This is a genomic window from Neobacillus mesonae, from assembly GCF_001636315.1.
In the GTDB taxonomy this organism is placed as follows: domain Bacteria; phylum Bacillota; class Bacilli; order Bacillales; family Cytobacillaceae; genus Neobacillus; species Neobacillus mesonae.
The window spans coordinates 2447226-2463206 of record NZ_KV440949.1 but is presented as its reverse complement, the minus strand read 5'-3'; the positions used below and the strand labels follow the sequence as shown (position 1 = coordinate 2463206).

Here is a 15981-nt window from a genome sequence, read left to right as displayed (position 1 = left end):
GTGGAAATAATTAACTTTACTAAGAAAAGTTTACTGGGAAACCTTATTCCTAGAAACATTTGTTTATTATGGCTATTAGGGGGCATACTCCATGAGAAATTGGTTTCGTAAAGCACCAGCTGTTCAGGATCAAGCTACACTACCTGCCCTCATCCAGTATTACAAGAAGTCGGGTGATTTTGTCCATTTTCACAACCCACAGACACCGCAGCCGTACTGGATTTCCTATTTCGGCTCGTTAATTGATGTTGAGATTTTACATCGTGATATTCTTCCTAATTTACATAAAACAGACCTCACTTCTTTAGAAGCGGTAAAGGCGGCACTTCCTTTTGAAGATGTTGTTATTACTAGTGAGCGACAAAAAATTGAGGATGCTTTATTTAGAGGTTCCGTTTTGATTCAGCTCCACGAGACGGATGCAGCTTGTGCCCTTGTACGAGCGGAAATGAAGAAATCCCGTGAAGTCACAATTCCTGAAGAGGAGTATAGCGTAGTTGGACCGAAAGAGGCATTTGTCGAATCGATTACGACGAATTTAAATTTAATTCGCACCCGACTGCCAATCTCGGAATTACAGGTAAAAGAATATACGATTGGAAAACTTTCAAAAACAAAGGTTGCTGTGATCTTTATAGAGGGCATTGCGAATCAGGAAAACGTTAATACTGTTTGTCAGCGTCTCGAAAACCTGCAGTTTTATCAAATTCTCGATAGTTCCTTTATTTCACAATTAATTGAGGATAATAGTACTTCCCTGTTTCCACAATTAATTGATACGGAGCGGCCAGACCGTGTAGCAGGCGCACTGGGGGAAGGCGGTGTGGTAATTATTGTAGATGGATCTTCCCATGTCCTTATTGGACCCATATCAATCACGGAGCTATTTAACGCCTTTGAAGATTATTTTTTCAATTGGCAAATAGCATCTTTCTTAAGGTTAGTTCGGGTATTTGCGGTATCGTTTTCCATTTTAATTACCCCGATTTATGTGGCTGTATTAACCTATCATTATCAATTAATACCGAAGGATTTATTGGTGACATTGGTTTCTTCAAGACGGAATATTCCGCTGCCGCCGATCCTTGAAGCGATTATTCTTGAGCTAACAATTGAGCTCTTAAGGGAAGCAGGGGCCAGGCTGCCGTCTAAGGTCGGACAAACCATCGGTATCGTGGGCGGTATCGTTATTGGAACAGCTGCCGTTGATGCTGGATTAACGAGTAACGTACTCCTAATTATTGTTGCCCTTGCCGCTCTAGCTTCGTTCACCACTCCGGTATACCGTATGGGTAATACGATTCGTTTGCTTCGTTTCCCGTTTTTGTTAATGGCGTATTTGTGGGGATTGCTTGGAATTGCTATTGCTTTTTTGTTTTTAATCACTCATCTGCTGCGTTTAACGTCGCTTGGCCGGCCGTATCTGGAACCTATTTACCCGCCAAGGCTGAAGGATTTAAAAGATGCCTTTATCCGCTTGCCGTTTTCAATGCAATCGAACAGGCCGCATTTTTTACAAACAAAAGACCCCAATCGCTTTCCAGTAAAAAAAGCGGATGAGGTGAAGGATATAGATGAGTAGCAGTCTTCTGCAGGGAGGGCATTTTTTTGAATACGCAAATGAAAAGTGAGTTTTTGGTCTCACCGTTTCTTGTAATGTTCCTGGTACATGGGACTCAGTACGGGATTGGGGTTCTTAGTTACCAGAGGAGTCTCGTTAAAATCGTTGGAAATGATGCGTGGATTTCTATTATTGCAACAGGCATCGTTATTCATTTTCTCATTTGGATACTTTACTCGATGCTTAATAAAAATAAAGGCGATTTAATTTCTATTCATCAACAGACATTTGGCAAGTGGCTTGGAAATTTTTTAAGCACCCTTTATATTTTATTTATTCTCTCACAGGCGACTATTGTTCTTCGTTCGTATATTGAAATTGTTCAAGTATGGATGTTCCCATTATTGAAAACATGGCCATTTGCCCTAGTCATATTACTCGGAGTCTATTATGTCGTAATTGGCGGGTTTCGCGTTGTTACTGGGGTATGCTTTTTGGCTGTGGTCGTGCCCTTTTATTTGATTTTTACATTTTTTGCCCCAATTGAGTTTTCAAACTTTCGGAATCTCCTGCCCGTTTTCGATCATTCCTTCATAGAGATGGCAGAATCTTTAAAGGGCGTAGGGTTTACTTTTTCTGGGTTTGAATATGTGTTATTTTATTATCCGTTTATTAAGAGGCCGGAAAGCTCACAGAAATGGGCGCACTTTGCAAACCTTTTTACTACAGCCTTGTATCTATTTATTATGGTGATAACATTAGCCTATTTTGAAAAGGAATATTTAAAAACAGTTATCTGGCCAACGTTAATGATGTGGAAGATTGTTGAATTACCGTTTGTTGAACGCTTCGAAATTATCGGGGTAACCTCTTGGGCGGTTGTGATGATGCCGATCATTTGCGTAATGTTTTGGGCAGCGAGCCGGGCAATTAAGCAGTTGTTTAAGGTAAAACAGAGAAAATCGCTCGTACTGCTTTTATTTATTTGTTTTATTGTTAGTTGTAGTTTAACGAATCGAGAAAAGATCCAACAATTTAATGATTGGATAACGGAAATAGGTTTTTATATTATATTTTTATATTTGCCTCTGCTGTTTATTTGCTTTCACATTCGCTATAAGGTGAGGGGAAAGTCATGATGAAAAAGGTAAAGATAGCTGCGGTAATATTTATAAGTTTATCTGCATTTTTGTTTGGAAGGGTGCCAAGTCAGATTTTAGACGATGTGAATATGGAGTCAGCCGTAGGGTATGACTATGCTGGTGAGAATCGGATAAAGGCCACATCTGTCGTTCCAATATTTAATCCTGATAAAAGCGTTGGAAATGAAACCTTAACAGCATCTGATGAACTAAGTAAAGAAACCCTTAGAAAAATGAATCTTAGCTCTCCACGGCAGCTGGTAAACGGCAAATTGGAAGTGGCACTATATAGCAAGGAATTGGCCAAGCACGGAATTGGAGATTCGGTTGATACATTACAAAGAGACCCATCGATTAGTGAAAGGCTTTTGGTTGCTGTTGTAGATGGAGAAACGGCTCCGCTATTAAAGAAAAAGTATGGAGACCGTGATACCGGTGCTATTTTATCCATGCTAATTGATCAAAATATAAATGCGGGGTTGGTACCCACCTATAACCTTCACCACTTTCTTAATAACTACTTTTCAAAGTTAAGCGATCCCTTTTTACCAGTGCTCGAACATAAAGGGAAGCAAGTGCGAATAAAAGGGATTGCCTTACTTAAGGGCGAGCGTTATGTAAAAACCCTTCACCCAGACCATCAATTTGTGTTTAAGGCCTTATTAGAGAATTTTCAGCTAGGAATTTATAAACTTAAATTAGGTGAAGAGCATTATGTGGCAATCGAAAATATTAAGACCGCTCATAAATTTCGTATCGAGAATTCCAAAACCTTTCCGAAGATCACTGGACAGCTAAAGGTAAAAGGAATTATTAGGGAAACACTGGGAAAAAGGACAACGGAAAAGGAAATGGCCGAGATTAAGCAAAAGATGAGAAAACAATTAGAGCGGCAGGCCTCGGACATGATCGCCACATTTCAGCAATTAAAGATTGACCCACTAGGGCTAGGAAATGAAGTAAGAAGCCGCACAAGGAATTTTAATGCCCAAAAGTGGTTAGAACAATATCCCGATGTAAAAATAAAGGTAAAAGTAGATGTAGAAATTTTAGAAAAGGGTGTAATTGATTAAGAGTGGAAGGGTTTGAAGGCAGTTTGAAGAATTTAATTGTATCGAAAAAGGTGCCCTTTGATTTGGGGCACCTTTAAATATTATTTTTCTAAGCCGCTGCGATATGCGCCATGCCATGTAGGACCGACGTATTCATTTAAACGGAAGCCCTGCTGAATTGCCGCGGATACAAAGTCTTTTGATATTTGTACCGCTTCATAAACGGACTTTCCTTTTGCCAGTTCCGCAGCGATGGCGGCGGAGTTTGTACAGCCGGCCCCGTGTGTGAAGGTTGTTTCAATTTTTTCTGATTCGTACACTTTGAACTCTTTTCCATCATAAAGCAGGTCAATCGACTTTTCCTCTGTCTGCAGCTTGCTGCCGCCCTTAATTAGGATGTTTTTCGCTCCTAAATCATGGATTTTGGCAGCTGCCTGTTTCATGTCTTCTAATGTTTTTGGCGTTTTCATTCCAGCAAGCTGGCCTGATTCGAAAAGGTTCGGTGTCACTACGAGTGCGCGTGGTAAAAGCAGTTCACGCATGGCATCGGCCGTTTCCGGATTCAGCACCTCGTCTTCCCCCTTACAAACCATAACAGGGTCAATGACGACACGCTCTAATTTGTGCTCGTCAATTTTTCTAGCGGTTAATTCAATAATGTCCACGGTTCCAAGCATACCTGTTTTCATTCCGTCAATGCCAACGGATAGAATCGTTTCCAGCTGCTTCTCTAGAATACTGGCATCGATCGGAAACACGTTATGATGCCAGCCGTTGTTTGGATCCATGGTCACAATACAGGTAAGCCCAGTCATCCCATAAACGCCAAGCTCCTGAAATGTTTTCAAATCTGCCTGAAGCCCAGCACCGCCGCTTGTATCCGAACCAGCAATCGTCATTACCTTCTTAATCGACATGATGTATACCCTCCTGCAAAATCTGACTAAATCTCATTTATTATTATAAATCAATTAAAAAAAATTAGCAGAAAAAAGGTGCCAGGCACCATATTCACATGGTGCCTGACACCTTTTTGCTTTTTTGACAATTACGTGACAATTCCTGCTTTTGTGGGATTTGGGTGATTTTTCTTACATACAAGGGGTATGGCGATTTTTATGATTAAAGGTAATCCATGGCAATAGCAGTAGTTTTTATTTTGAAGCAGGGGGGATGCATGATGGGTCATAAGGGGTGTCCTGATGAATATCCGATTTCCTTGATCATAAACGGTTTTGAAATCGCTGTCTTTCAATTAACGAAATTCGACCTCGAGGATTGGACGTGCGGTTATTTATTTTCAGAAGGGTTTATTACGGATGCTGATGATATAAAGGCGATTACCATCAATGATGAAATGGGCAGCATCCATGTTTCCCTCCGCACCGATTTTGGTGCAGACCAATTTTTTACGAAGAAGAAGCATTATACAGCAGGCTGCGGCAGAGGGGTCACGTTTTTCTCGATGACCGATGTGAAAAATTTCCAAAAGGCCGCTGCTGCGGACCAAACCTATAAGCTTAGTTATTTGCTTAAAAAGCGCAGCGAGTTTGCTCAAAACTCCCGCTTTTATCTTGAAACAGGCGGGATGCACGGCGCCTGTATTGTTGATGAAACCGGCCGCCTCACCATTCGCGAAGACATTGGACGGCATAATGCCGTTGATAAGATTATTGGCCACGCTTTAAGAAACCGCTTGCAACCCAGCCGGCTGATACTTCTGACAACCGGAAGGGTTTCATATGAAATGCTCTCGAAGGCCGCGAAATTCGGCTTTCCTGTGATTGGCTCGCGCACAGCGGCTACCAAGCAGGCTGTCCAGCTGGCTAGGTATTTAAATATTGAGGTCGTCGGGTATTTAAGAGGGAAAATGGCGGCGATCTACACCTCAGCAGGCAGAGTCGAGAATGACCTCGCGGCAGATTCTGCAGTAGAGAGAAGCCTGGAAGGGGGCGAACTGGCCACACGTCATTAAACGAAGGTTAGACATGTTGTTGTCTAGCTGCAGCGCCTAGGGGCTCGAGGTCACAAGCCAATCCGTCAAGAAGACTAAAGGGCAGCCTTCTCGCCGGCTCGTCTTGTGCTTGTCGCCCCTAATCGAGGCGCTTCCGCATTTCTAGGGATGTTTTAAAGTCAATTTTGGGAAGGAGATTGGAAATGGTTGAAATGAACCTAAACCGGCGGCAATTTTTGAAGCTATCAGGGGCGGCTGCGGCTACTCTTGCCATCGCCGAGCTCGGCTTCAATGAGAAACAAGCCTATGCGAAGACAAAAGAATTCAAGATTGCCCGAACAAAAATAACGCCAACCATTTGCTGCTACTGTGGTGTCGGATGCGGAATTCTCGTTCACACCAAAAACAATACCGTGGTTTATACGGAAGGAGATCCGGATAACCCGATAAACGAAGGAAAGCTGTGCAGTAAAGGGACGACCATAAGACAGCTGTACACCTCGGAAAAACGTTTGACCAAACCGCTTTACCGTGCGCCTGGAAGCTCGAAGTGGGTTGAAAAAGATTGGGATTGGATGATGGAAACCATCGCGAAAAGGACAAAGGCAGCCCGGGATGCTTCGTTCATTGAAAAAGAAAACGGCGTGACCGTAAATAAAACAGAACGAATTGCCAGCCTTGGCGGCGCGGCACTTGATAATGAGGAAACATATCTACTTGCGAAACTGATGAGAGGGCTTGGTGTCGTCTACCTTGAGCACCAGGCGCGAATATGACACAGTTCAACGGTTGCCGGTCTGGCACCAACATTTGGACGTGGAGCAATGACCAACCATTGGAATGACCTGCAGAACACGAATTGTGCCTTAATCATCGGGGCCAATCCTGCAGAAAACCATCCGATCAGCTTCAGATGGTTAACGAAGGCAAAAGAAAATGGCGGCAAAATCATCAGCGTCGACCCGCGGTTTACAAGGACATCCTCGCAGGCGGATGTGTATGCTGCACTCCGTTCCGGGACCGATATTCCATTTATCGGCGGCATGATTAAATACGCAATAGAAAACGATCTCATCCAAAAAGAATACGTCGGGAAATACACCAATGCTTCTTTTATTGTAAAAGAAGACTATGACTTTAACGATGGATTGTTCACTGGGTACGACGAAGGAGCGCGTACCTATGATAAGACAAAATGGGCATTTGAAACAGCAGAAGACGGAACTCCTATCAAGGATGAGTCATTACAGCACCCAAGGTCTGTTTTTCAACTCATGAAAAAGCATTATTCCCGTTATGACGTCGACACGGTCATCGCCGTAACCGGAACACCAAAGCAAGATTATCTCGATGTTTGTGCGGCCTTCTGTGAAACCGGCCGGCCTGACAAATCCGGCACGATCATGTATGCCATGGGCACTACCCAGCATACCGTCGGCTCGCAAAACGTCCGGATTTATGCCATTTTACAGCTTTTATTAGGAAATATCGGCATCCCGGGCGGCGGTATTAACGCGATGCGCGGCGAGTCAAATGTTCAAGGTTCTACAGACTTTGCGCTCTTATTCGATCAGCTCCCAGGCTACCTCGGGGCTCCGAAAGCAAGTGTACCGGAGCATGCCACATTGAAGGGCTATTTGGAAAAAGAAACACCGCCAACTGGTTATTGGAGCAATAAACCAAAATTCGTCGTCAGTCTGCTGAAAGCCTGGTACGGAAAAAATGCGGCGAAGGATAACGAGTTTGGCTATCAATTTTTACCAAAGGGAAATAAAAACTATTCCCATATCAATCTGTTCAAAGCGATGTACGACGGTGAACTCGACGGAGCATTCTTGTTCGGCACGAACCCGGTTGTCGGCGGACCTAATGCCGGCAAGGAAAAAGAAGCCCTCGGCAAGCTGAAATGGCTCGTGGCCGTGGACCTTTGGGAAACCGAATCCGCCTCGTTTTGGCAAAAAGAAGCCGGCAGCAACCCGGCGAGCATCAATACCGAAGTGTTCCTGCTCCCGGCAAGCGCCTCCTATGAAAAAGAGGGCAGTGTCTCGAATAGCTCGCGCTGGATGCAATACCGCTGGAAGGCAATCGACTCAAGAGGAGAAGCGCGTCCGGACCTTGACATCATTCATGAATTGGCCCTTAGACTGAAAGCGATGTATAAAGGCAGCACCAAGTCAGCGGATCAGCCGATTCAAGCGCTGGATTGGAATTATGGAAGCGGTCATGAACCGGATATTGACCTTGTCTGTAAAGAAATTAACGGTTATGACTTGAAAACCGGAAAGCTGGTCGCTGGTTTCGGGGCATTAATGGACGACGGCTCCACATCAAGCGGCTGCTGGATTTATTCAGGTTTTTACCCAGAAGAAGGGAAAAACCTGGCTAAACGCCGTGATAACAACGATACGGGCGGCGGCAACTTCCTCAACTGGTCGTATGCCTGGCCGGCAAACCGGCGGATCCTATACAACCGTGCCTCTGCAGATTCGAGCGGTGTACCGTGGAGCAAGGAAAAGGCAGTGATTTGGTGGGATCCGGTACAGAAGCTGTGGGTCGGCAATGATGTCCCTGACTTTAAGCCGATTGTCGCTCCGAATGAGCCTGGCGGAGCTGGCCCATTTATTATGAATAAGGACGGTGTCGGGCTGCTGTTTGCCCCAACCTTAAACGACGGTCCGTTCCCAGAGCACTATGAGCCGTTCGAAAGTCCGGTGCCGAACGCTTTTTCCAGCCAGCAGTTGAACCCGGCGGCAGTCGTGATTGCAGGCGATTTTAATAAAAAAGGTGAAAAGGGCAAATTTCCAATAGTCGCCACTACCTACCGTGTCAGCGAGCATTGGCAGTCAGGTTCGATGACCCGGAACCAAGAGTGGCTGTCCGAGCTTGTGGCCCACATGTTTGTAGAAATTAGTGAAGAGCTTGCCAAAGAAAAAGGCATCAAGAATAAGGATCAAATTATTGTCAGCTCCGCCCGCGGCGAAATCAAGGCCTATGCGATGGTCACCAAACGCTTTAAGCAGTATATGGTGGGCGGCAGGAAGGTACACCAGATCGGCATGCCATGGCATTTCGGCTATAAAGGCTTTGCCACAGGGGATACAGCGAACCGCCTGACACCGCATATCGGTGACGCCAACACGATGATTCCTGAATATAAAGCATTCCTTTGTGATGTCAGGAGGGCTGATGTATGACGAAATATGTAAAGTACGTCGATGTAACGAAGTGCGACGGCTGCCGGGCCTGCATGGTTGCCTGTAAAAACTGGAACGACCTGCCGGCGGAACCGACTGATTTTCTCGGCAGTGTCCAGTCGCATCCGAAAACAACGGCAGACACCTGGAATGTCCTGCAGTATATCGAGCATGAAAATAGTAAAGGGGGACTTGACTACTTATTCCGCCATTCCTCCTGCTTCCACTGCACAGATGCTGCTTGTGAAAAGGTATGCCCAGAGAATGCCATCAGCTATACGAAATTCGGCTCGGTTGTGATTGACCAGGACAAGTGCGTCGGCTGCGGTTATTGCGTGCAAAACTGCCCGTTTGAAGTGATTTCTTTGAAGGAATACAAGGATAAGCATGGCAAGGAGTACCGCAAGGCCCATAAGTGCACCATGTGTACCGATCGTTTGGACCAAGGAATGCAGCCTGCCTGCGTCACAACCTGCCATACCGGAGCAATGGAGTTTGGCTCGAGGGAGGCGATGATTCAGAAGGCGGAGAAGCGTGTCCGGGAAATTAAGGGTCGCTACCCGAACGCAATGGTTTATAACCCGCCGGGCGTGGGAGGCACCCATACGATTTATGTTTTAGCGGAGAGACCGTCTGTTTATGGCCTGCCTGAAAATCCGAAGGTCCCGACATCCGCGGTGCTTTGGAAGGACTACGCTCAGCCAATCGGCAAGGCGATGATTGGGGCCACCACGATGGCTGTTGTCGGTGCCTTTGTCGCCAACAAGCTTTTTAGTAAAAAAGCTGAGCATGAAGATGGGGGTGAGGGTCATGAGTAAGAAGGCTCGGCCTGATGTCCAAGTAAGGCGTTTTTCAAAGGCATTTGTCTGGGCGCATGCGGTGAATGCCATTTCGTTCTTTGCTTTATATATTACGGCGCTGCCGATGTACACGGAGTTTTTCGATTGGCTGTATCCGGTACTCGGCGGTCCGACGAATGCCCGTCTGCTGCACCGGATTTTTGCCGTCACGTTCTGCACACCAACTATCATCTTTTTGATTTTTGACCGGAAAGGCTTCTTCCGCTGGATGAAGGAGCTTGTCACTTGGAAAAAGCGTGACCTGCAGTTTTTTACCGAGTTTGTGAAAGAATTGTTTGGCTTTAAATTCAAGCATGTCAGGCAGACTTTCTTTAATGCCGGGGAAAAAATCAACTCGATTTTGCAAATTGTTTGTGCCATCTTGATTATTGGCTCCGGGTTCACCATGTGGTTTCCACAGCTGTTTCCAAGGGCCCTGGTTCAATGGGGATACTTCTTCCATAACGTTGGCTTTGGTTTGGCGATAGCTGTTATTGTCGGCCATGTCTATCTCAGTGTTGTGCACAAAAACTCACGACCGGGATATTCCGGTGTTGTAACCGGCAAAGTCCCCGCCTGGTGGGCCAAGAGCCACTATTCCGAATGGTATGACGCTGAAGTGAAAAAGGGAAATTTCCCTGATATTGATAAGGGTGCCTGACACCGCTAATTCATGAGGACATTTTAGAGAGAAGAATCTCCCGAATTGTCCTCATGAAGCATTTATGAGAACAGAAGCGAGGGGAAAGGGGCAGAATTGTCCTCATAAAGCGTTTATGGGAACAGATCCGATGGGGAGAGCCTCTAGATTGTCCTCATGAAGTTTTTTATATTTTCCGCCTTAAAATATTCGAAAGAGGTGTAACATCATGGATAAATCCGTTGTCACAAAAAATTATATGACGATTCAAAGGCAAATTTTCGCACTTCAGGATAAGTGGAAGAAAATGATGGATCCAAATGACATTAAGATTGAATTAACCCGGGAAATGATGGCGGAGGGCATTCCAGCCATAGAATCAGCAGAGATTGCTTTCGATTTACCGCTTTATTTACAGTTGATTACGGAAATAAGTACGATATTAATCAATAACAAGCCGGACCTTAAGTTTATGCTTGAAAAAATGAGCGGTCAGCTTGATGCCGACACGGCGCAGAAATGGATTGAACATGCACTCTCATGGGATTACCGCTATTTTAATGATTTCGCACAGGAACACGGGATTGATGATTGGATCCCCTATTTTATAGCAGAAACAGCTCTTCGCCCTTATATACAGGCGGCGGCTGAAAAAGTCCAGCACCAGCTTCATCCTGTCATCCCGGATTCTGCCTGTCCTGTATGCTGTGAGCCGATTAGACTCGCCACACTGGAAGAGGACGGCAAAAAGGTGATCCGCTGCCCGCGCTGTCATGCCCATTGGCCGGCAAGAAGGCTCGAATGTTCGTTATGCGGCTGCAGCGACCATACGAAGCTTGATTATTTGACGATTGAAGGCGATGCCATCTCACAAATCCAGGTTTGCAATGAATGTCGAGGCTATATTAAAATTGTCGATATTAGACAATTAATTGAAAAACCGAGTACTTCCCTATTAGATTTACTTTCCCTCCACTTAGATCTTGTCGCCCAGGAAAACGGATATTACCCGGATAGTGCAAAAATTGAGCAATACATAAATTAGCCAAGAAGCAGGTGCTAAGAGATGCAAGCTGCCGCAATTATTTTATCAGGCGGAAAGTCAAGCCGAATGGGGACAAACAAGTCCCTTTTAAAAATTAATAATAAAATGAATATTGAGAGAATTCGAGACAAGATTAAACCAGTCTTTGATGATATAATTCTAGTAACGAATGATTCACAAGCGTACGAGTTTCTCGGGGTAAAAATGACTGGGGATCAATACCCGGGAATGGGACCGCTCGCGGGGCTTCATGCGGGTCTAGAGGCAAGCAGTCATGCGGTGAATCTTGTCGTTGCCTGTGACATGCCGTTTGTTTCGGCGGAACTCGCTAAGATAATGGTAAGCTACTGCCGCGATGTGGATGCGGTTGTCCCTGTCGTCGACGGCAAAGAGCACCCATTATTCGCGGTGTATAAAAAGGATTTAGCGGCCGCGGCGGCGAAGTGTATTAAAGAAGGCAGGCTGCGGATGAAGCATCTGCTTGATGACGTCCGTGTACGGTACGTAACGGAAAACGACTTTACAGATTTTAACGACATAGAGATCCAGCGCATTTTTTTCAATATGAACCATCCACAAGATTACGAGGATGCTAAAAAATGGGCTGAAACAGAATAGGGGGAGCAAGGGAACCATGCAATTTTTCAAAGTAAAAACAGTTGAAGAGACATTTGCCTTAATCGATGAAAACATAGCGGCAGCAGCGGGGACCGAGGTGAGGGAACTGAAGGAAGCCCTGCATTATATACTGGCAGAGCCGGTGACCGCGAAGGAAAATGTGCCAGGCTTTGACCGTTCAACTGTCGACGGTTATGCCGTCCGTGCGAAAGATACGTATGGTTCCTCCGAATCCATGCCCGGCTTTTTAACGGTGGCCGGCGAGGTGAAAATGGGCGAGGTGCCTGACACCAAAGTCACACACGGCAAGGCGGTGTACATCCCAACCGGGGGCATGCTCCCAGAAGGCAGCAATGCGGTCATCATGATTGAGCATTGTGAGGATGTTGACGGTCTGTTGAATACATATAAGCAGGTGGCGCCGGGGGAAAATGTCATTCGAGCTGGCGAAGATATTAAAGCGGGCGAGGTGCTTCTTGAGGCAGGGACAAAGCTGCGTCCGCAGGAATTAGGGGCGCTTGCCTCTCTCGGCATCACCCATGTAACGGTTTTTTCCAAACTAAAGGTCGGATACCTTTCGTCCGGAGATGAGATTGTTCCATATGAGACGGAAACTTTATCGCTGGGACAGATTCGCGATATTAACGGCTTAACGATTTTAGGCCTTGCCAGTGAGTGGAATGTCGATGTCATTTACGGCGGGATTGTCAAAGATGATTTTGCGATATTCCAGCAAAAGGCGCGAGAGTTGTATGAGCAGGTTGATTGTTTAATCGTCTCCGGCGGCAGCTCGGTCGGGGCCAAGGACTATACAACTGACGTCATTCAATCTCTTGGGGGGCCGGGGGTGTTTGTCCATGGGATTTCAGTCAAGCCGGGCAAGCCGACGATTTTAGCAGTGGCAAATGGCAAGCCGGTCATAGGCCTTCCGGGACACCCGGCTTCGGCGATGATTATCTTCAAGCTGTTTGGCGAACGGATCATCCGGCTCTTGAAAGGGGAAGTCATCCAGAAAAAACCGGAGCGGATTTATGCTCGGATGACGAAAAATATCCCTTCCTCCCCGGGACGGTCTGATTATATCCGTGTCCGGCTGGAGGAAAAAGCCGGCGATTGGTGGGCGGAGCCGATTATCGGCAAATCCGGTCTAATCACCACGCTCGTTAAAAGCGACGGCATTGTCGAGATTAGTTCAGGAAAAGAAGGAGTTTCACAGGGCGAATATGTCCCTGTGATTCCATCACGTTAAGGGGGCCTCGATTCATGGAACAGCTGCGCTACAAACGGAAAATTTACCTAGAAGATAAGCCGCGTTCAGAGGCTCGGGATGAAATTTTAAAAGAGTTCGGACTGACTCCGGAAAAAGAATACATTTCCACTGCCGATGCCCTAGGACGTATTACCGCAGAGCCGCTTTTTGCACCGGTATCAACACCGCATTACCATGCCTCGGCAATGGATGGCATCGCAGTTATGGCCGAAACTACATATGAAGCCCATGAGCAAAATCCGCTGTTGTTGAAAAAGGGGGAGCAGTTTGTCTACGTTGACACTGGCAATGCGATTCCATCGCCGTTCAATGCGGTGATCATGATTGAACATGTGCATGTCGTCGATGACGAGACTATTGAGATCATCGAGCCGGCAACCCCATGGCAGCATATCCGCCCAATTGGCGAGGATATTGTCCAGGAGGAAATGCTGTTTCCGCAGGGGCATGTATTGCGGCCGGCAGATCTAGGAGTGCTGCTGACTTCCCGGCTGACAGTCATTCCGGTGGTTAAGAAGCCGGTGGTCACCATCATTCCAACCGGCAATGAGCTGGTAGAGGTTGGCGCCGAAATAGATCCGGGAAAAATTATTGAATTCAATGGTACGGTATTTGCGAATTTTATTAAAGAATGGGGCGGCGAGCCGAAGCTGCGTTCGATTGTAAAGGACGAACCCGAGAAGATTAAAGAGGCGCTTTTACAGGCGGTGGGCAGTTCTGATATTATCGTCATCAATGCCGGCTCTTCCGCGGGCAGCAAGGACTACACCGTACATATTATCGAGGAAATCGGTGAAGTGTTTACTCACGGGGTCGCCGCACGGCCGGGAAAGCCGGTGATTTTAGGAAAAATAAATGGTAAAATCGTTGTCGGTGTCCCAGGCTACCCGGTATCCGCTTATCTGGCATTAGAGTGGTTCGTCCGCCCGCTTGTCTGCAAGTACTTGGGAATTCCAGAGCCTGAGCGGCAGAAAGTGAAGGTAACGCTTGGCCGCCGGATTGTCTCAACGATGGGGTCTGAGGACTTTGTACGGATGAATATCGGCTATATAAACGGGCGATTTGTCGCCAACCCGTTGACACGGGCAGCTGGGGTGACAATGTCCCTTGTTAGGGCGGACGGTTTATTGATAGTACCGCCGAACGTGATCGGTTATGAGCAGGGGGATGAGGCAGAAGTGGAGCTCCTCCGCCCGCTTGAGGAAATTAAGAACGCCATCGTGTTTTCCGGCAGTCATGACTTAACGATTGACCTGTTGTCATCCGAACTGAAACGGGAGCGGACCGAGATGAAAATTGTTTCCTCCCACGTTGGCAGTATGGCCGGCATCATGGCAATTCGCAAAGGCGAGGCCCATGTGGCCGGGATTCATTTGCTTGAACCGGAGACGAAGCAATATAATATTTCATATGTAAAAAGAATATTAGCCGGGCAGGACGTTGTTTTGTATCCATTTTTAAAACGAAAGCAGGGCTGGATTCTGCCGCAGGGCAATCCGCTTGAAATCAAGTCGGTCGCTGATGTGGCAGAAAAAGGCGTCAGTTTTGTTAACCGGCAAAAAGGGGCAGGCACGAGAATTCTGTTTGATTTGCTGCTGGAAGAGACTGGTTTGGAGCCCGAAGCGATTACCGGCTACGACCGGGAAATGTTCTCGCATTTGGCAGTGGCAGCTGAAGTGAACAGCGACTCTGGAGCGGCCGGCTTGGGTATTTACCCGGCGGCTAAAGCGATGGGGTTAGAGTTTGTACCGGTTGCTGATGAAGAATATGATTTATTGATGACGCGCGAGTTTTTCGAAAGTGAGCAAGGCCAGCTGCTGCAGAAGATTATACATTCATCTGCCTTCAAAGCGCGGGTGGAGCAGATTGGCGGTTATCAAGTGGTGGAAAATGCCGGGCCGAAGTGCTTGGACTAAGAGGTGAATTCATTGAAGTTCTACGAAATCTCAAAAGAACCGATTAACATACAATCAGTTATTGATAAGGTCGTCCAGCGCGAAGCCGGCGCGATTACGACCTTTATCGGCACCGTCCGTGAATTAACTTATGGCAAAAAAACTTTGTTTTTAATCTATGAAGCGTATGAAGCGATGGCGGTTAAGAAACTTGAGCAAATTGGCAAGGAAATTGAGGAGCGCTGGGAAGGTTCGCGTGTAGCGATTACCCACCGGGTGGGGCGCCTTGATATTACCGATGTGGCGGTTGTGATTGCGGTGTCGACGCCGCACCGTGCCGATGCTTATGAAGCGAACCGCTATGCGATTGAGCGGATTAAGGAAATCGTCCCCATTTGGAAAAAAGAGCATTGGGAGGACGGCGAAGAGTGGGTAGGCAATCAATTGGAAACGGTCGCCTACCCGAGCGGAAAACCCGAGGCAGGTGATTTAGATGAATAAGGTATTATTTTTCGCCCATTTGCGCGATGTTGTCGGCGAAGAGTCTCTTATGGTGGAGGCTAGCGGCAAAACAGTAGCTGAGCTGAAGGCCGAATTGGCCGGGAAATACGACCTGCCGCGGCTTGAAACTGTGATGACGGCGATTAATGAAGAGTTTGCGTCCAATGATGAGGTTATCCAGGACGGCGATGAGATCGCGTTAATCCCTCCGGTTAGCGGGGGATGAGGAGTTTGTGCGGCTAACGTTGGCGAATCGCTAATATAACAGAG

General features: G+C 46.6%; 14 protein-coding genes. 13 read left to right on the top strand and 1 reads right to left on the bottom strand.

Annotated features, from left to right (window positions below; all coding sequences use genetic code 11):
* The first annotated feature begins 91 nt into the window (after positions 1-91).
* From A6749_RS11655 to A6749_RS11645, 3 genes are read left to right on the top strand one after another with little or no spacing between them, the layout of a single operon-like run.
* Positions 92-1582 carry a spore germination protein gene (locus tag A6749_RS11655; protein ID WP_066389660.1) on the top strand — a complete coding sequence of 497 codons (1491 nt, stop codon included), beginning with the start codon at positions 92-94 and terminating at the stop codon, positions 1580-1582.
* 26 nt (positions 1583-1608) lie between these two features.
* The gene (locus A6749_RS11650; protein ID WP_084797813.1) at positions 1609-2700 is read left to right on the top strand and encodes a GerAB/ArcD/ProY family transporter; all 1092 of its coding nucleotides are present in this window, start codon (positions 1609-1611) and stop codon (positions 2698-2700) included.
* Positions 2700-3776, top strand: coding sequence for a Ger(x)C family spore germination protein (locus tag A6749_RS11645; protein ID WP_066389658.1), 1077 nt, complete (start codon positions 2700-2702; stop codon positions 3774-3776). Before A6749_RS11650 ends, A6749_RS11645 begins: the two co-directional genes overlap by 1 nt.
* An 80-nt stretch (positions 3777-3856) precedes the next feature.
* Here the strand turns inward: A6749_RS11645 and pdxK are convergent, their stop codons facing one another.
* Positions 3857-4672 carry a pyridoxine/pyridoxal/pyridoxamine kinase gene (gene pdxK, locus A6749_RS11640; protein WP_066389656.1) on the bottom strand — a complete coding sequence of 272 codons (816 nt, stop codon included), beginning with the start codon at positions 4670-4672 and terminating at the stop codon, positions 3857-3859.
* A gap of 263 nt (positions 4673-4935) precedes the next feature.
* Here pdxK and fdhD point away from each other — a divergent pair, with 263 nt between their 5' ends.
* The 10 genes from fdhD to moaD all read left to right on the top strand — a co-directional run bounded on the left by fdhD (position 4936) and on the right by moaD (position 15937).
* Positions 4936-5730 (top strand): formate dehydrogenase accessory sulfurtransferase FdhD, encoded by a 795-nt coding sequence (fdhD, locus tag A6749_RS11635; RefSeq protein WP_066389655.1) that lies wholly within the window; start codon positions 4936-4938, stop codon positions 5728-5730.
* 191 nt (positions 5731-5921) lie between these two features.
* The gene (gene fdnG / locus A6749_RS11625) at positions 5922-8903 is read left to right on the top strand and encodes a formate dehydrogenase-N subunit alpha (RefSeq protein ID WP_084798070.1); all 2982 of its coding nucleotides are present in this window, start codon (positions 5922-5924) and stop codon (positions 8901-8903) included.
* Entirely contained in the window at positions 8900-9721 is an 822-nt protein-coding gene (locus tag A6749_RS11620; protein ID WP_066389647.1) for a 4Fe-4S dicluster domain-containing protein, read from the top strand. Before fdnG ends, A6749_RS11620 begins: the two co-directional genes overlap by 4 nt.
* Positions 9714-10403 (top strand): formate dehydrogenase subunit gamma, encoded by a 690-nt coding sequence (locus A6749_RS11615; RefSeq protein WP_066389645.1) that lies wholly within the window; start codon positions 9714-9716, stop codon positions 10401-10403. The genes A6749_RS11620 and A6749_RS11615 overlap by 8 nt, the downstream gene beginning before the upstream one ends.
* Positions 10404-10611: 208 nt before the next feature.
* A complete protein-coding gene (locus tag A6749_RS11610) occupies positions 10612-11427 on the top strand; it encodes a formate dehydrogenase accessory protein FdhE (protein ID WP_066389643.1) in 816 nt (271 codons plus the stop codon).
* Positions 11428-11448: 21 nt separating this feature from the next.
* The gene (gene mobA / locus A6749_RS11605) at positions 11449-12045 is read left to right on the top strand and encodes a molybdenum cofactor guanylyltransferase (RefSeq protein WP_066389641.1); all 597 of its coding nucleotides are present in this window, start codon (positions 11449-11451) and stop codon (positions 12043-12045) included.
* A gap of 16 nt (positions 12046-12061) precedes the next feature.
* The gene (locus A6749_RS11600) at positions 12062-13294 is read left to right on the top strand and encodes a molybdopterin molybdotransferase MoeA (RefSeq protein WP_066389636.1); all 1233 of its coding nucleotides are present in this window, start codon (positions 12062-12064) and stop codon (positions 13292-13294) included.
* Positions 13295-13308: 14 nt separating this feature from the next.
* Positions 13309-15231: a molybdopterin biosynthesis protein gene (locus tag A6749_RS11595; protein WP_066389634.1), complete on the top strand. Its 1923-nt coding sequence runs from the start codon at positions 13309-13311 to the stop codon at positions 15229-15231.
* Positions 15232-15243: 12 nt separating this feature from the next.
* Entirely contained in the window at positions 15244-15711 is a 468-nt protein-coding gene (locus A6749_RS11590; RefSeq protein WP_066389632.1) for a molybdenum cofactor biosynthesis protein MoaE, read from the top strand.
* The gene (moaD, locus tag A6749_RS11585; RefSeq protein ID WP_066389630.1) at positions 15704-15937 is read left to right on the top strand and encodes a molybdopterin converting factor subunit 1; all 234 of its coding nucleotides are present in this window, start codon (positions 15704-15706) and stop codon (positions 15935-15937) included. The genes A6749_RS11590 and moaD overlap by 8 nt, the downstream gene beginning before the upstream one ends.
* Positions 15938-15981 lie beyond the last annotated feature (44 nt).